At 64.6% G+C, this 15,602-nt stretch carries 16 protein-coding genes; 4 read left to right on the top strand and 12 right to left on the bottom strand.

What is annotated here, in order from left to right; translation table 11 throughout:
- Positions 1-31: 31 nt before the first annotated feature.
- From QMX97_RS28345 to QMX97_RS28330, 4 genes are all read right to left on the bottom strand, one after another.
- On the bottom strand, positions 32-571 hold the full coding sequence (locus QMX97_RS28345) for a cytochrome b (RefSeq protein ID WP_262134209.1): 540 nt from the start codon (positions 569-571) through the stop codon (positions 32-34).
- The gene (locus QMX97_RS28340) at positions 568-1,650 is read right to left on the bottom strand and encodes a catalase family peroxidase (protein WP_120449015.1); all 1,083 of its coding nucleotides are present in this window, start codon (positions 1,648-1,650) and stop codon (positions 568-570) included. The genes QMX97_RS28345 and QMX97_RS28340 overlap by 4 nt, the downstream gene beginning before the upstream one ends.
- Positions 1,651-1,774: 124 nt before the next feature.
- Complete coding sequence (locus tag QMX97_RS28335; protein ID WP_065901101.1) at positions 1,775-3,061, bottom strand: hypothetical protein; 1,287 nt, start codon at positions 3,059-3,061, stop codon at positions 1,775-1,777.
- Positions 3,054-4,643: an amino acid adenylation domain-containing protein gene (locus QMX97_RS28330; protein ID WP_282397998.1), complete on the bottom strand. Its 1,590-nt coding sequence runs from the start codon at positions 4,641-4,643 to the stop codon at positions 3,054-3,056. The genes QMX97_RS28335 and QMX97_RS28330 overlap by 8 nt, the downstream gene beginning before the upstream one ends.
- Before the next feature lie 198 nt (positions 4,644-4,841).
- Here QMX97_RS28330 and QMX97_RS28325 point away from each other — a divergent pair, with 198 nt between their 5' ends.
- Positions 4,842-5,348, top strand: coding sequence for a sigma-70 family RNA polymerase sigma factor (locus tag QMX97_RS28325; protein WP_065901106.1), 507 nt, complete (start codon positions 4,842-4,844; stop codon positions 5,346-5,348).
- Positions 5,345-6,082, top strand: coding sequence for an anti-sigma factor (locus tag QMX97_RS28320; RefSeq protein WP_282397997.1), 738 nt, complete (start codon positions 5,345-5,347; stop codon positions 6,080-6,082). Before QMX97_RS28325 ends, QMX97_RS28320 begins: the two co-directional genes overlap by 4 nt.
- Here the strand turns inward: QMX97_RS28320 and QMX97_RS28315 are convergent.
- The 8 genes from QMX97_RS28315 to QMX97_RS28280 all read right to left on the bottom strand — a co-directional run bounded on the left by QMX97_RS28315 (position 6,079) and on the right by QMX97_RS28280 (position 12,845).
- Positions 6,079-7,053, bottom strand: a complete 975-nt coding sequence (locus tag QMX97_RS28315; RefSeq protein WP_282397996.1) for a spore coat U domain-containing protein — start codon at positions 7,051-7,053, stop codon at positions 6,079-6,081. The two genes, QMX97_RS28320 and QMX97_RS28315, sit on opposite strands and share 4 nt — an antisense overlap.
- Before the next feature lie 16 nt (positions 7,054-7,069).
- Positions 7,070-9,379 (bottom strand): fimbria/pilus outer membrane usher protein, encoded by a 2,310-nt coding sequence (locus QMX97_RS28310; protein ID WP_065901110.1) that lies wholly within the window; start codon positions 9,377-9,379, stop codon positions 7,070-7,072.
- A gap of 58 nt (positions 9,380-9,437) precedes the next feature.
- The gene (locus tag QMX97_RS28305) at positions 9,438-10,214 is read right to left on the bottom strand and encodes a molecular chaperone (protein ID WP_282397995.1); all 777 of its coding nucleotides are present in this window, start codon (positions 10,212-10,214) and stop codon (positions 9,438-9,440) included.
- A 48-nt stretch (positions 10,215-10,262) separates the two neighbouring features.
- A complete protein-coding gene (locus QMX97_RS28300; RefSeq protein WP_282397994.1) occupies positions 10,263-10,763 on the bottom strand; it encodes a spore coat U domain-containing protein in 501 nt (166 codons plus the stop codon).
- A gap of 5 nt (positions 10,764-10,768) precedes the next feature.
- Positions 10,769-11,305, bottom strand: coding sequence for a spore coat protein U domain-containing protein (locus QMX97_RS28295; protein WP_065901120.1), 537 nt, complete (start codon positions 11,303-11,305; stop codon positions 10,769-10,771).
- 20 nt (positions 11,306-11,325) lie between these two features.
- Positions 11,326-11,850 (bottom strand): spore coat U domain-containing protein, encoded by a 525-nt coding sequence (locus QMX97_RS28290; protein WP_065901122.1) that lies wholly within the window; start codon positions 11,848-11,850, stop codon positions 11,326-11,328.
- Positions 11,851-11,951: 101 nt separating this feature from the next.
- On the bottom strand, positions 11,952-12,464 hold the full coding sequence (locus QMX97_RS28285) for a spore coat U domain-containing protein (RefSeq protein WP_106803364.1): 513 nt from the start codon (positions 12,462-12,464) through the stop codon (positions 11,952-11,954).
- Between the two features lie 117 nt (positions 12,465-12,581).
- Positions 12,582-12,845 carry a hypothetical protein gene (locus tag QMX97_RS28280; protein WP_201145249.1) on the bottom strand — a complete coding sequence of 88 codons (264 nt, stop codon included), beginning with the start codon at positions 12,843-12,845 and terminating at the stop codon, positions 12,582-12,584.
- Positions 12,846-13,044: 199 nt separating this feature from the next.
- Here QMX97_RS28280 and zapE point away from each other — a divergent pair, with 199 nt between their 5' ends.
- Complete coding sequence (gene zapE / locus QMX97_RS28275) at positions 13,045-14,145, top strand: cell division protein ZapE (protein WP_282397993.1); 1,101 nt, start codon at positions 13,045-13,047, stop codon at positions 14,143-14,145.
- A 39-nt stretch (positions 14,146-14,184) separates the two neighbouring features.
- Positions 14,185-15,489, top strand: coding sequence for a protein kinase (locus QMX97_RS28270; RefSeq protein ID WP_282397992.1), 1,305 nt, complete (start codon positions 14,185-14,187; stop codon positions 15,487-15,489).
- Positions 15,490-15,602: the final 113 nt, after the last annotated feature.

Below are 15,602 nucleotides of genomic sequence, written 5' to 3'. Positions count from 1 at the left end.
GTTCAGCACGCATCGCCGGCAAGCCACGGCATCAGTCCCGGGTGCCGGTCATGCTTTGCAGCACACCGTCACGCCGAATCAGCCCATGGAACAACGCTGCCGCCAGGTGCAACAGCACCGTCAGGAACAGCAGATAAGCCAGAAAACCGTGAGCCTTGCGCAACAGCGCAAACAGCGGCGCGTTCGCGCCGACCAGTGCTGGCAATTGCACGGCGCTGCCGAGCATCACCGGATCGCCAGCCGCCGAAATCATCGCCCAGCCCAGCAGCGGCAACACCAGCATCAACGCATACAACACCACGTGAGAGGCTTTGGCCGCCAGCACCTGCCACAGCGGCAAGTCGGCGGGCAATGGCGGTTGACGCGTGGAAAAGCGCACCACCAGCCGCACGATCACCAATGCCAGGATCGCGATACCCAGCGGCTTGTGCAGGTGAATCAGCCACTCATGCCGCTCTGAAACCGAGGCCACCATACCCGCGCCGATAAACAGCATGGCGATCACCATCAGCGCCATCAGCCAGTGCAGCAGGCGCGCCAGGGGCGCGAAAAACCGTGGTTGGGCATTCATGGCTTCGACTCCTGAGGGGCACTGTGCAGCGGGCTGACTTCACCAGCGCGGCGCAGGTACGAGCTGGCGTACGCCGCCGACCGGGCGGCCAGTAATGGGTCGTTGGAGGCTTCAATGCCGCTGGGCAATACCAACGGATCAAAGTTGATGTCACGGCAATCGCCGTCCGCCTGCGGCTGGCTGCTCTGCAACACCAGGGTGCCGGCATTCAGCACGGTATGTTCGCCGGTCCAGGTTTTGCTGGCATCGTCCAGCGGGTCGCCGGGGTTGGCCAGCGTCATGTTCAACTGCCAGCGCAACGGCCCGGCAGCCAGGCGTTGCACCAGGTCTTTCTCGAGGAAATCGTTACCTGCCGGCGCGCTATCCCCCGGCGCATCCTGGCTCTGCGGCACCACGCCCCAACGCACCGCCTGGCGCTTGCCCTGCGCGCTTACCAGATAAAACGCATTGATGCCGTTGTAGGTTTCGGTGGCATAGCTGGCCGAAGGCTTGGCCGTCTTGACCCACGCCAGGAACGCCGCCGTCTCCGGATGCGCGGCGAAAAACGCCGGCATGCTCGCCGGGTTCGGCTTGCCGGTGGCCGGGTCGGGCGCGCCCGCCTTGAGCATCTGGTAGAACGCCTCGGGCGTGCCTACCGGGAACACCGGCATGCTGTTCATCCCGGTGCGCCATTGCTGGCCGTTGGCCTGGCTGAACTGCACGGCGAAACTGCGGATCGGCACGCTGCTGTCCGGCGCATACGGGTTGCCGCTGGGCAAGGCGAAGCGGCCGACCACCGGGGTCTTGTCCGCGTTGAACACCTGGGCGCTGGAATAGGCACGGGCCTCGGCGCTGCTTTCGAAGTAGCCCGCCACGCAGATGCCCTTGGCGTGGTTACGCCGGAATCCGGGGTGCACGCCGTTGTTGGTTTCGAGGGCATTGACCAGGGTTTTCGGCCGCAGGCGCTGTGGGTCGAGGGTGCCATTGACGTAGGCAAATGCCCCGGCCATAACCGCCACCACGCCACCAATACACGCCAGCCTGAGAACCAGGCTGGCGCGGCTGAGTGGCGGTTTCGGCGGTGATGAGTGATCTACCATGAAAAGCTCCAGGGCACATGGCCGCAGGGGAAAAGTGCTATGAGACGAATCCCATGTAGGTTTATTCCCTGTTCACTGTAGTTTTTTTCAAAGCAGATGCACTGCCGGGGTACCGCGCGGGGAGTCAGGAATCCCAGATCGCGCCATAGGCTGGGATGCCCCTGGCTTCCAGCGCCTGCACCACGCGACGGGTCAGGTGCTGGTTGGCGATGCAAATCACCGCCTCCACGTCATAGGTGTGCACCGCGGCGCAGGCCAGTTGCACAAGGTCCGGTTGACCGCGTGCATCGGTGTCCCAAATCAACGCGTCGGGCTCGGCCCGCAGGATTTCGTCGACCAGTGCATCACCGTAGGTCTGTCGCGGGCTGCGTGCCGACCAGAGCAACCGCACAGGCACGTTGCCCGCCAGCAAATGCGGGAGCACCGGGCCGATGCCGCTGCCGGTGGCGACGTACAGCACCGATTTGAACAGCGTCTCGACATTCGCCACGCCGGCCGTGGTGATTCCCTTGACCCACACATGCGACGGCAAGTGCTCGATGAACCGGCCCGTCCAATCCCCTGCCCGTGAAATGATCAGCCGAAACCCGAGCTCGCCCGGCGCAGGAATATTGGCGAACGAATGCCATTCCAACAGCGGGTTCAGGCTGATGCTGGTGGAGGAGCCGGTAAACGGCGTGGTGTGGGTGAAGCGCACGATGGCCACATGCCGGGATGGCCGCAGACTGTCGACCGGTACTCTGCGCAGGCGCAGCCATGGCAGGGCAATGCTCAGGCTCAGTAGCCCCAGCATCCAGAACGTGCCACTGGCCTGCTGTTCGGTGGAGGCCTGCCACGCCAGTCCCCAGAACAGCAGCAATGCACTCCAGCCGGCAAAGCGGTGCACACGTTCGAAGCCATTGTGGAAGCGCCCTCGCACCCACGGTAGCGCCATGGCAACCATCACTAGCAGCAAGGTCATCAGCACAGCGCTCAGCCACAACCAGACGGCCGACACGCTGCCCGGCTCGCGCAACTGCTGCAAGACCTGCACCCCGAACAAGGCAGCGAACCAGCCCGTCGCCGCCACCGCGGCGCCACTGTGCAGCCCACCCACGTGGTAAACCTTCGCCACACGCCGACGCAGCCACAGCGGCCAGCGGGTCGGCACCCGCGTCACCCACCAGAACAGCGCATTGATCACGTACTGCTGACGGATCAGCGTAGCCAGCGAGAGGTTGATCAAGACCATGCTCGACAGCGTGTCCACGCCCATGGCCTGCACGCCAGGCCCTAGCCAGACAACAAGGGCATTGGTGAGCATCACCAGGGCAAACAGGCGGTGGTAATAGGAAAACAATGGCTGCGCGGCGAGCCTTCGCCATAACCGCGCCTTGGGCGTCACAACGACCTGGGTCAGGGCATCAAGCATCACCGGTCTCCTTCACGGCCTGGCGTTGACGCGCCCATTGCAGCAGCAGCGCCTTATCCACCTTGCCGCGGCTCGTCAGCGGCAACTGATCCAGCGCGTAGATCCGCGACGGCACGCAGTAATAGGCCAGGCGCTGCTCGCAGTGCCGGCGGCAGGCATCGATATCGACGCCGGCCGGTGACACGAATGCCACCAGATGGCGGTCATCGAGTTTCAGCGTGACCGCCCGCGTGCAGTCTGTGCGGGCTTCCAGCGTGGCGGACACCGCGTCCAGCTCCACGCGAAACCCACGCACCTTGACCTGGTCATCCACCCGCCCGAGGTGTTCGAGCTGTCCGTCGCGGGTCCAGCGGCCAAGGTCGCGGGTGCGGAACATCAGCGCGCCGGCACCGATAAAAGGGTCCGGCCGATAGCGCTGCGCGGTCAGCTCTGGATTGCCGAGGTAGCCTGCTGTGACACCGGCACCGCCGGCCCACATTTCACCGATCTCGCCCAGTGCACAGGCCTGACCCTGAGCGTCAAGGACATACACCGTGTTATTGGGCGTGGGCTGGCCAATGGTCAGCAACGTGCCGGGCACATGCCGGTGCAGCGTATTGACGATGGTGGTTTCGGTGGGTCCACAGCCGTTGTAGAAGTCGCAGTGGCCCGCCCAGTGATCGGCCAGGCCTTGCGGGCAAGGCTCGCCTGCCACCGCAACCACCTTCAGGAGAGGGCACTGCCGAGGCTCGAGGGTGGCCAATATCGACGGCGTTGCGATCAGCACGTCACACTGCGCCGCCGTTGGCGCGATGTGCTTGCCGCGAATCATCAGCGTCGCGCCATGGGCCAGGCAGCCGAGGATTTCCCAGGCAGCCATGTCAAAGCCGATATTGAGGATCTGCCCCACCGTGCGCCCCGGCGCCATGCCCATCCGCCCGGGCTCGGTGAGCAAAATGTTGCACAGATTGCGATGGCTGACACGGACGCCGTTGGGGCGCCCGGTGGTGCCCGAGGTAAACAGCACAAAACACAGGTCGTCAGGGTCGACGGCAGCGCACACCGGCTGATTGTCCTGGGCGATCCAGGGGACTTCGGCCAGGAACTCATCGAGGCACAGGCACTGCGACGCGTGCGTCTCGGGCAGGCGCTCCAGCAGTGGCGACAAGGTCAGGATCAGCCGGCTGGACAACGCCTCAAGGACCATCGCCAATTGCATCGGCGGCACGATCCTGGCGTCTTGCGGCACATACGCCGCGCCGACCTTCATCACCGCCAGCAACCCTACCAGCATCGGGATCGAGCGCTCGACAAACAGCGCCACCGTGTCACCGCGTTTCACCCCCTGCTCGATCAAACGCATGGCCAACCGATTGGCCTGCCGGTCAAGTTGCGCGTAGCTGATGCGCTGCCCCTGGCACACGGCGGCCGTGGCGTCGGGCACCAGCGCCGCCTGCCTTTCGATAGCGTGGTGCACACAGCCATGTCCCGGTGGGGCCGACGGGCCGCGCGCCCAGCGTTCAAACAGGTCCTGCTGCGCGACAGGCCAGTGCGCAAGCGCCTGTCGGCAAAATTGCGATTTATCCTGTGGTGAAAACGTCATGGACACACCCTCTGCGGTTAACTGCCGACTGAGTGCCGACAGATACAAGGGTGGAGAGAGGGCAGTGCCCGCGATTACAGGCCTACGAACAATACCGAAACGTATAAACCACATAGCGCAAGATTCTTTCGCGCGCGGATGGAATAACCTACAGCGGCCGGCGTCTACCTCAGCACAACCGGCTAGACTCCCATTCCCATGCATGCACTCGACGAACAGTTACGTGAACTCATCCCCAGGTTGCGGCGTTTTGCCGTGTCCCTGACCCGTAACGCCAGCAGCGCCGACGACCTGGTGCAGTCGACCCTGGAACGGGCGATCACCCGCTGGGCCGACAAGCGCCTCGAAGGCGACGTGCGCGCGTGGCTGTTTTCGATCCTCTATCGGCAGTTTCTCGATGCGCATCGGCGCACCCGGCGTTACGCCCGCATGCTGGAGTTCTTTACCGGTCGGGATGATGCGCAGCCGTCGGTGGAGCGCACGGTCATTGCCCAATCGACCCTGCAAGCCTTCGATCAACTCAACACCGAACAGCGCGCCCTGCTGTTGTGGGTGTCGGTGGAGGGCTTGAGCTACAAGGAGGTCGCCGAGATTCTCGAGGTGCCAGTCGGCACGGTGATGTCGCGCCTGTCCCGCGCGCGCCAGGCCCTGCGCCAACTCAGCGATGGTGAAATAGCCAGCCCTTCCCTGCGGAGACTCAAATGATCAGCCTGCCCCCCAGCGAACGCGATTTGCACGCCTACGTCGATCACCAGCTCCTGGAGAGCGATCGCCGTATCCTTGAAACCTGGCTGGCGGCCCACCCCGACGTCGCGGCCCAGGTCCACGCCTGGCAACAGGATGCGCAATTGCTGCGCGCGTCCCTCGGCGGGGCCCTGCAACAGCCGGCCAACCCTGACCTGGACCCCGCGCTGATCCGCCAGCGCATCCAGCAGCGCTCGCGCCGCCATTGGGCCACGGCGGCGGTGCTGCTGGTGGCCGTCAGCCTCGGCGGGGTCGGCGGCTGGCAGGCGCGCGAAGCCACCCAGCCGCCGTTGCTGCCGATGGCCGATGCGATGCAGGCGTTCCGTCTGTTTGCCCAGGACGGCATCATGCCCGCCGACTATAACGTCCAGGACGGCGGCAACATGCAGGCCTGGCTGGACCGCTACTTCAACCAGGCCCACCGCCTGCCCGACTTGAGCGCCGCAGGCTTCACCCCCGTCAGCGGGCGCCTGCTTACTACCGAGCAAGGCGCGGCGGCCATGGTGCTGTACCAGGACGCGCAAGGCCGGCGTATCAGTTTTTATATTCGCCCACCGGGTCCGGAAAACGGTTTCTTGCCGCGTGGCAGCCGCAGCGCGGATGGGCTGCAGGCGCAGTACTGGTCCGGCGCCGGCTATAACTACGCAATGGTCAGCCCGGCGGACCAGCCCGCGCCGCCGATGCTGAAGTTCTAGAAGCCGACGTCGAGGATCACGTTATCCGTATAGGTGCCGGCCGGAGGTGTCGCCTGGTCGGTGTAGATCCTGGCGTTGTAGTTGAACACCTGGGCACCGTTGCTGCCCATGCCCTTGCCGGGGTTGACCTCGGCGCTGGTACTCGCGCGGCGGGCGGCGCCGACACTGCCCCACACGGTGGTGCCGGCACTCTGGAAGATGTCGTAGGAAAGATAATTGGCCCCTGAAACCATCCGCCGCCGTCCGGCATTGGCGTTCTGGCCCGGGTCGAGCCCCACCGTGTAGGCGCTGCCCTTGGTGCAGGAAATGTTGATGGTCTGGTTGACCGTGCCGAAGGCACTCACCACCGGCGCGCCACCGAAGCTGATATTCGGCGCGGTGATCGTGCAGTCGTTGGTGACGGTCATGTTCACCGTCAAGGTGGTCGTCCCCGAATTGGTATCGCGCCCGAGGCAGATGCCCAGCGCGCCAATGCCAGAGCAGTAGCTCCAATCCCAGAAGATGCTCAGGGTTTCGGTATAGATCCCCGCCGCAACGTTACTGCCGGTAATCGTCCCCAGGTACAGCGGCACCGTCTTGGGCGTAGAGCCCCCCAACAAGCCGAGCAGGTCAATGATGCCGTTGCGCGCGAAGTCATACTGGACACCACGGGTGATCAGATACGCAGCACCGGTATTGTTGGTCGCGTACAGGTTGTAGCCGATCACATCGCCGGTGGGGCCGACCATGCCGGCCGTTGAGGACGTGACGGTGGCGTAGAAGTGGTCATTGGTGGTGAGCAGCGACAACAGCGAACCGGTACAGCGCAACCCGCCGTTGGTAGTCGAAGTGGATTGCGTGGTGGTGCGCACCAGGATCGAACTCACCGGGCCGAACCCGGCCGCATTGGTCGCCACCACCGAACACAACGCCTGAACCTGGGACGCCAACCCGCTCAACACCAACCCCGCTACCACACCCCGCACTTTCACCCGACACCTCCTGTGTCTATCGACAAACCAATGGCCCGATCATCGGCACCTGCTCGCTGGATTCCGGCAGGGCAAACTGCACCTGGCAACTGGCGCCGCCGCCCAGGGTCACGCGCAAGGTGTTCTGCGCCGCCAACCGGTCGAGGTACACCAGGCCATCCCAGCCCACCACCGCCGCCACGCCGCTCTGCTCATGCAGCACAGTCGCGCCCAGCGGCAACGGCGTATTGTGTTCATCCACCAGTTCAATGCTGGCGGCGTTGATCCGGGTCAGCGGAAACTCCAGCAGATAGCCGCTGCCGCGGCGCACCGCCACCCGTTGTTCCACCGATGGGCTCAGCACATTGGCCGGCAAGTTCAGCGGGTCGATTTCATATTTGCCGCGGTAATAACCGCTGCTCCACGGCACCAGCAGGCGGCCGCTCTGGTCGGTTTCGCCGACCAGTTGGTTTTCATAACGCACCGGGACCTTGGCGTAGCCGTCGGTACTCACCACCACAAAGGCATCGTTGATCCGGTTGGCCGCAAACACATGCTTGTCCATCCACACCAGCGAGCCGCTGGCGTCGGCCCAGCGAGTTTCGGCGTCGCTGCTGCCGTAGACGCCGGCCTGCAATTGCACCGACTGCAGGCGCCAGGTCAGATCGGCCTGGCGGTAATCCGGGCCCTGGCCATGTGCGTAGCCGAGGTTGTACCCCACGCCGCCGGGGCCCGGCACCGCACGACTGAAATTGACCCGCTGGCGATTCTCGCCGGAGGTGCTGCGCTCCATGCTCATGCTCAGGCTGCCATCGAGGTCGAACGGGATCACGACTTGGGCCTGCACCGCCCAGTTGCTGTCGCCGATCTCGCGGTTGGCCGACAAGTAAAAGCTGCTGTTGCCCCACAGCGGGCGGTTCCAGGTCAGGTTGAGCAAGCGCGTGCGCGAATCATCGGCGGCGCGGATATCAAAATAACCAGCGCCCAGGCTGCCCCAGCTGTCGAGGTTGAGGCTGGCAGTGACCTGCTCGCTGCGCTTGCTCAAACTGATGTAGGGCGAGTCGATCACGGTGAGGTCGGCATACTGCGCATGCCGTTCCAGCCGTTGGTACGAGAGGCTGTAGCGCTGGCTGCTGTATTGATAGCCGAGGCTGACTTGCTGGCCCTCGCGCCCGTCGAAACGGCTCTGGCTGACCGCACTGTTGAGCACGCCAAACGAGCCGAGCCGCACGTTGCCGCCAACGCCGCCCAGGGTCAGGTCATTGGAAGCTTCGGCGTGGCTTTCCAGGGTGAACACATCGCTGACGCCATACCGCAGGCTGCCGGAGGTGACACCCTGGCCATAGCGAAAATCCTGCTGCGCGTAGTCGCGGCGCAGGGTACCGGCAGCCACCGAGAAATCCGACAGGCCCTTTTGCAGCAGGCTGCTGGTGACATAGAACGGCACCGTGGTGGACACCTGCCGGCCAAGGGCGTCGGTGGTCACCACCACCGCCTCGCCCGCACCGTTGATGAACGGGATATTGGTCAGGGTGTAGGGCCCCGGCTGCACGTTGTCGCTGGACGACTTGAAGCCATTGATAAACAGGTCCACCGAAGACGGCACCGCCGCCTCGCCGGCGAACTGCGGCAAGGGGTAGGTCACCAGGTCCGGGCGCACGCCGAAATCGCGCGACAGCTGCACACCGCCCAGGCGCACCGAATTGCTCCACGGCAAGGCGCCGCTGACCAGGTCGCCGGCCTCGTAGGTCAATAGGCTTTCATCGTCCGAATAGCGCCAGGTGGTGTCATAGCGCAGGTAGCCGTTGTCCAGCCCATTGCCGGCGTTCGCGCCGAAACTGCGGCGGTATTGCCCGGTGTTGGAGACGGTGCCCCAGGTGTCGAACACCCGCACTTCGTTCCAGGCGGCGAGGTAGGTGCCGGCCTCATCGGTGTCGTTCAGGTAGAGGTCATAGTTGAGCATCGCGCCGAAGCTGGTCATCGCCTCGGTGCGCGGGTACGCCTTGCGGTTGCCGAGGAACTGCGCCGGCAGCCAGTCCGGCGGCACGCTCAAGAGCAGGCGCTGGCCCTGGCTGTCGTATTCGCTGTGCAGCCCCGGCAACTGGTCCAGGGCCACTTCGGCGGACACCGAGGCGGGCAATTTCATGCCGATCGCCTGCAGGTCAGCGGCGGGCATGTACAGCTGCCCCGCCCGCTGCTCGACCACGATGACCTTGCCGGTGTCCATCTGGTTGACCAGCAATTGCAGGTACAACTGGGCATCGGGCATGGCCTCCAGGCTGGTGGGCGGTGGCGGCAGCTCACCGGCATCGACCCGCGGGATAAACACCAGACAGCAACACCCCATGGCGATCCATCGCACTGTTTGGATACAACGAGCCGACACTCAGCTCACTCCCTGTCTTTTACGGGCCGGGCTTGACGCTCTGTACCGTCGGCGCACCGTTGACTTTAAGCAGTAACTCCTGGCCACTGGCCAAGGGTTCCGGCACTGGCCAGCGCATGGTTGCGCCCGGCAACACGTAGCCCATCAGGCCCTCGGTCACCGGCCGGTTCTGGCCACCTTGCTTCACGGCCACATCCGTCAGCCGTGCATGTACCGCGCCCCGGTTGCGGATCTCGATGTAGGAGCGTCCGCCCTCGGCCACTTTGCGCCAGGTCAGGTCCGGCACGCCGGCGCCCTTGGGGTCGCGCTGGCGCGTCAGGTCTTCCTTGCTCCACAGCCCCGCGCCGTAGGCGAACAGCGGCACCGAGTAACGCATCTGGAACTGGATCGACGCGGCCGTCTTGCCATCCTCGGCGCCCGGCTGCCGGGGTGCGGGGATCTCATCGATGATGATGCGATACGCCAACTCCTGGCCCGGTGGCACGTCCTTGGTACGGGTCAGGCGCACCAGTTGCTTCTGTCCCGGTTCGATACGGGCCACCGGCGGGCTGCCGATCACATCACGCTGGTTCTGGTACTGATCATCGAAGCCGTTCTGGCGCCAGGCAAACACGCGGACCTGCAGGTTGGCGGTTTCAGTACCACGGTTTTCCAACCATAGTGCACTGGCCTGTTGGTCAGCCTCCAGCACCGGGTCGATGGGCCAGATCAGCACCGAGCTGGCAGCCTGCGCCTGGCTTGCGCCCAGCAGGGCCATGGCCAGCAGCCCTTGACGCAGGGACGGGGGTAAACACATAGGCAAGCTCTGCTCCTTAGATTGAAAACCACTTCAATTCGCATGTCCCTAGAAGGTCAACTGGACCTGCACCACATCGCTGTAGGTCCCCGCCGGCTGATTCCCCGGCAGCACCACCCGGCCGTAGATCGGCAGCGTGATGTTGTTCGCATTGCTGTAGGCCACATTCACGCTCTGGCTGATCCCCAGCGCCTGGCTGAACCCCGCATCGCGGTAGAGCTGATAGGCCACCTGCGCCGTGCCGCTGTTGAGCTTGAGGTGCCGGCCACTGCTGTTGTTCTGCCCACCGTCCACGCTCATGGCCAGGGTCACGCCGGGCGTGCATTGCAACTGCACGCTGCTGGCCAGCGCAGTCGACACCGTGCTGGTGGACAACGCCGAATAGCTGCCGTACGTGAGGTTGCCGTAATTGCTGCCACCGCCTACCACCAGGCAGCCGGCAATGATGCTGGCGCTGACCTGGAAACTCGTACCGGTGACCGCCGCCAGTGGCAGCGGCACGCTGCACGCACAGGCCAGCACCACAGCGGCGCATCCATGCCCGGCCATCGCACTCAGAAGCTCAATTGCACGGCAATGGTGTCGGTGTAGGTGCCCGCCGGCAGCCCGGCTTTACCCACCGCCTTGCCCCACAGGTTGATGGTCTGCGCTGCGCCCGTGCTGGCCGCCAGGTTGATCACGCCATTGGCCGCCAGGAGATTGTTGAAGCCCGAGTCGGTGTAGAGATCGTAGGGCACGAAGTTGGCCACGCCGTCATACAGCGCGCGGGTGCCGCCGGTGGACTGGCCGTCGTGCAGGCCGCCCTGGATGGTCACCGTGGGCGTGGTGCCGGACGAACATTGGATCGACACCGCGCCGCCGCCGGCTGCCACCAGTTGTGTGCCGGTCTGTGTGAACAGGCTGGTGGTGGTGCCGAAGTTCAGGCTACCGAAGTTCAGGTTGGTGGTACCCGCACCGCCGTTGACCAGGCAACTGCTGGTCAGGATCAGGCTGGAGCTGATCTGCCCGGTCACGGTGGTGGCGGCCTGCGCACCGGCGGCCAGGGCCAGGCCCAGAACAGGTACAGCGAGACGCAAAGCGAGTGATTGCATGGTGCTTTTCCTCTGTTGAATTACCAATCCAGCGTGACCGTCAGGGTGTCGCGGTAGGTGCCGGCGGGAAGTGCGCTGGTATTCGCCACCACCGCGCCATAGACCGGGATCGGTCCCAGGCTGCCGGCGCTGACGGCGAAATTGCGTTGCTGGCCAATGCGATAGATGTCCGTCCCGGCGGCATCGGCCGTGAGTCGATAGGGAATGGTCTGGCGGCCATTGCTCAGGCGCCGGGTGGTGCCGTCACCGTTGACGCCACCGTCGATGGTCACGGTAAAGCCGCGCACCGAGGCATTGCAGGTGACTTGCAGCGCCCCGCCATTGCCCTCGACATTCGCGTTGAGCGGGCGGGTCCAGGTCGGGCCCTGATTGCCGAAATCGAGTTGGCCCAGGTTGGCAGGCAGGTCCTGGGCTCCGGCGCTCACCTGGCAGGCCGGCAGGATCACCAGCCGCGCCTGGATGCTGCCGGTGACGACCGCCTCGGCATCCCCCGCAACCAACAACAGCGGGCTGAGCAACAGCGCGGTACAGGTGAAGTGCTTCATATCGATCCCACTTCCATCAGGATAAAACCAGTTGGCCGCCCAACCGTGGGCGACATTCCTTTACCTGCCGAGTCCACCCGGCAGTCACTGCACAAAAATGCTTACCAGGTCACCGTGACCTTCACCACGTCGCTATAGCGACTCACTGCTGGGATTTGGGCCAGGGGTTCGATGCGCGCATACAGCGGCAACTCCACCGAGCCACTGTCGGGCACCGTGCCGCTCACTGTCTCATTGACTGGCAATGCCACGCGTCGGGCGGCATCGCGGTAAAGACGATAGGGAATCGGCGAGGCATGCCGCTCGCCGGCCAGGTAGCGCACCTCGCCGATGCCGCCATGCAGGCCGCCGTCGATACGCACTTGATAAGGGGTGTCGGGGTTGCATTCCAGGCGTGGCTGGCGCGTGCTGGTCAGCGCAGCGCTCAAGGGGCCGGCGGGGTTGTCGAGACGGGCGGTGCTGCCGAAATCGAGCACACCGAGCTGCTCGATCCCCGCGTCACGCGTCAGACCGACCAACTGGCAGCCACGCATCACATTGACGCGCACCTCCACCTGCAATTGTGTGGCCAACGCTTGCGCGCTGCACAGCGTGCCTACGATGGCCAAAACCATAGATCCATTCACGGCCTCAATCCTTTTGAGGAATGGCGTACCAGGATCAGGTTAGCAGTGGAGGGCAAAGCTGCCAGTCGCGTCAGAAATACGACTGTCAAAAATGTTGTACGTTTGTTACCAGTTCAGCGTCACCAAGGTGCGCGGGCTGCCATCTTCCTGGGGGGCCTGCTCGGTGCTGACGGTAAATTCGGTGGGGCTGTCGGAGGCAGTGCTGCAGCGCACGAGCGGGCGGCTCGCAGCGCTGCCCGGGCTGACTTCACAGCCGGCAGTGATCACCAACTGCGCGCTGATCTGCCCGCTGCTGACCACCGCCTGCGCAGGGTTGACCCACAGGCAGCAGGCGCCCACGACCAGCAAGAGGCGATGGATGACGAACATGAATGACCTTGAGGAAACCGCGAGGTAGGAAACGCCGCCAAGGATATCCGAGATGGCTATGTGCCTGCATCGATTTCGGCGCTCAGCCGACGCGCGGCGACCGGTCTCTTTTTGAGATCGCTGGCCGCCACATTTTGTATTGGTTAAATTAGCGCGAGCGCTGCACCCTAACGCCATTCACCCCACGGAACCCTCACCCTTGGCTGTCCTTCCCCCTGCCCTGCGCCGACTGTTCGGCAAGCCTGCCGCCGCTCCCGCCACGTCCGATGACGTGTCCACGTACTTCCAGCGCAAGGCCCGGCGCCAGGGCTACACCCTGAGCCCGAGCCAGCAGCAGGTCATCGAGCGCATGGCGCAGATTGCCAATGCCCTGCAACAGCAGCACACGCCGCGCAGCCTGTACTTGCACGGTGCCGTGGGGCGCGGCAAAAGCTGGTTGCTCGATGGGTTCTTCCAGGCGCTGCCCCTGGCGCAGAAGCAGCGGGTGCACTTCCACGACTTTTTCGCCCGCCTGCATCAAGGCATGTTCCGCCATCGCCAGCAGCCCGACGCCCTTGCGGTCACCCTGGATGAATTGCTCGAAGGCTGCCGCGTGCTGTGTTTCGACGAGTTCCATGTCCACGATATCGGCGACGCGATGCTCATCACCCGCCTGTTCAAGGCCTTGTTCGAGCGCGGCGTGGTGGTGCTGGTGACCTCCAATTACCCGCCCGAAGGGCTGTTGCCCAACCCGCTGTATCACCAGCGCTTCAAGCCGGTGATCGAGCTGATCGGCGCGCGCATGGACGTCATGGAGGTCAACGCGCCCCAAGATTACCGGGGCCTGCCACACAATCACGGCCAGCAGCGCTTCACCCAGGGGCCGTTCATCTGGCCCGGCAGCCCGGCGCAGCGTGCGGCGTTCGGGGTGCCGGCGGCGGATTGCCCGGCGCTCACGCTGGCGGTCGGCACCCGGCAATTACGGGTGCGCTGGCACCAGGGGCGCACCGTCGCCTTCACCTTCAACGACCTGTGCGAGCAGCCCACGGCGGTGATGGACTACCTGCTGCTGTGCAAAGACTTCGACGACTGGATCATCGACGGCCTGCCCCTACTGGGCGATTGCCCGATTGCCGTGCAGCAGCGCTTCATCAACCTGGTGGACGTGCTCTACGACCAGGACAAGCACCTGACCCTGATCGGTGAACGGCCGCTGGCCGAGTGCCTGGCAGGCCAGGCCATCGACCTTGCGCGCACCGCCAGCCGCCTGAACCAATTGCAGCAGGCCAACCCGCAAGCCCTGCCCGACCCGGTATCATGAGCGCCCTCCACGTCCCTTTGCCGAGTGACCGCGCCGTTCATGCATACCCTCGCCCAACTCAAGGCTGGCCAATTGGCCGGTATTACACGCCTGGACCTGTCCTGCGGGCTGACTGAATTCCCGCTGGAAATCTTCACGCTGGCCGACTCCCTGGAAATCCTCAACCTCAGCGGCAACGCCCTGAGCAGCTTGCCCGACGACCTGCACCGCCTGCCGCACCTGCGCGTGCTGTTCTGCTCGGACAACGCCTTTACCGACCTGCCGGAATGCCTTGGCCTGTGCGCGAAGCTGAGCATGATCGGCTTCAAGGCCAACCGCATTAGCCGCGTGCCCGCCGCCGCGTTGCCACCGTTGTTGCGCTGGTTGATCCTCACCGACAACTGCATCGACCAATTGCCCGATGAGCTGGGCGCGCGGCCGCTGCTGCAAAAACTGATGCTGGCCGGTAACCGGTTGAGCGCCCTGCCGCCAAGCCTGGCCAACTGCCACAACCTCGAGCTGCTGCGCATCGCGTCCAACCGCATCACGCGCCTGCCCGAATGGCTGCTGACGCTGCCGAGCCTGACCTGGCTGGCCTATGCCGGCAACCCAGTGGAAATGGCCGTGGAGATAGCCGCGGATGACACCACACCGACCATTCCCTGGACCGAACTGGAACTGGCCGAAGTGCTCGGCGAAGGTGCCTCCGGGGTGATTCGCAAGGCGCTGTGGAAACCGCAGGCGCTGCCCGTCGCCGTCAAGCTGTACAAGGGCACGATCACCAGCGATGGCTCGCCGCTGCACGAAATGCAGGCCTGCATCGCTGCCGGGCTGCACCCCAACCTGATCAAGGTGCAGGGCCGCGTGAGTGGTCATCCCGAGGACCAGGCCGCGCTGGTGATGGACCTGATCGACCCGAGCTACGGCAACCTCGCCGCCCTGCCGAGCCTGGCCTCGTGCACCCGCGACATCTACGCACCCGACACCCGTTTCAGCCTCGAGGTAGCGCTGCGCATGGCGCGCGGCATTGCCTCGGTAGCCGCGCACTTGCACCGGCACGGCATCACCCATGGCGACCTGTACGGCCACAATATCCTGTGGAATGCGGCGGGCGATTGCCTGCTCGGGGACTTTGGCGCGGCGTCGTTCCATGCCACGGCGGACACCCTGGAGACTCGCGCGTTGCAGCGCATTGAAGTGCGCGCGTTTGGTGTGTTGCTGGGGGAATTACTGGAGCGGGTTGACGAAGGGTTGAGCGAGGCGGCACGCCTGGTGCTGGAAGGCTTGCGGGAGCAGTGCTGCCAACCCGACGTACTCGCCCGGCCAGGTTTCGAGGCAATACAAGCCACGCTGCAAACCTTGTAGGAGCCCGGCTTGCCGGCGATGGCCATCTCAAACAGGCCATTGCCGGCAAGCCGGACTCCTACAGGGAGGGGTTCAACACGCTGTATCAGCCCGCCAGGCCAACGAACATATCC

This window comes from Pseudomonas sp. PS01298 (genome assembly GCF_029959745.1).
GTDB classification, from domain to species: domain Bacteria; phylum Pseudomonadota; class Gammaproteobacteria; order Pseudomonadales; family Pseudomonadaceae; genus Aquipseudomonas; species Aquipseudomonas aylmerensis.
This window is presented reverse-complemented; position numbering and strand designations above follow the sequence as displayed.

Coding starts and splice junctions, on each gene's coding strand:
- QMX97_RS28295 (WP_065901120.1), bottom strand. CDS start 11,305: ATGCAATCACTCGCTTTGCGTCTCGCTGTACCTGTTCTGGGCCTGGCC.
- QMX97_RS28305 (WP_282397995.1), bottom strand. CDS start 10,214: ATGTGTTTACCCCCGTCCCTGCGTCAAGGGCTGCTGGCCATGGCCCTG.
- QMX97_RS28325 (WP_065901106.1), top strand. CDS start 4,842: ATGCATGCACTCGACGAACAGTTACGTGAACTCATCCCCAGGTTGCGG.
- QMX97_RS28290 (WP_065901122.1), bottom strand. CDS start 11,850: ATGAAGCACTTCACCTGTACCGCGCTGTTGCTCAGCCCGCTGTTGTTG.
- QMX97_RS28345 (WP_262134209.1), bottom strand. CDS start 571: ATGAATGCCCAACCACGGTTTTTCGCGCCCCTGGCGCGCCTGCTGCAC.
- QMX97_RS28280 (WP_201145249.1), bottom strand. CDS start 12,845: ATGTTCGTCATCCATCGCCTCTTGCTGGTCGTGGGCGCCTGCTGCCTG.
- QMX97_RS28330 (WP_282397998.1), bottom strand. CDS start 4,643: ATGACGTTTTCACCACAGGATAAATCGCAATTTTGCCGACAGGCGCTT.
- QMX97_RS28310 (WP_065901110.1), bottom strand. CDS start 9,379: ATGGGGTGTTGCTGTCTGGTGTTTATCCCGCGGGTCGATGCCGGTGAG.
- QMX97_RS28320 (WP_282397997.1), top strand. CDS start 5,345: ATGATCAGCCTGCCCCCCAGCGAACGCGATTTGCACGCCTACGTCGAT.
- QMX97_RS28285 (WP_106803364.1), bottom strand. CDS start 12,464: ATGGTTTTGGCCATCGTAGGCACGCTGTGCAGCGCGCAAGCGTTGGCC.
- QMX97_RS28300 (WP_282397994.1), bottom strand. CDS start 10,763: ATGGCCGGGCATGGATGCGCCGCTGTGGTGCTGGCCTGTGCGTGCAGC.
- QMX97_RS28340 (WP_120449015.1), bottom strand. CDS start 1,650: ATGGTAGATCACTCATCACCGCCGAAACCGCCACTCAGCCGCGCCAGC.
- QMX97_RS28335 (WP_065901101.1), bottom strand. CDS start 3,061: ATGCTTGATGCCCTGACCCAGGTCGTTGTGACGCCCAAGGCGCGGTTA.
- QMX97_RS28270 (WP_282397992.1), top strand. CDS start 14,185: ATGCATACCCTCGCCCAACTCAAGGCTGGCCAATTGGCCGGTATTACA.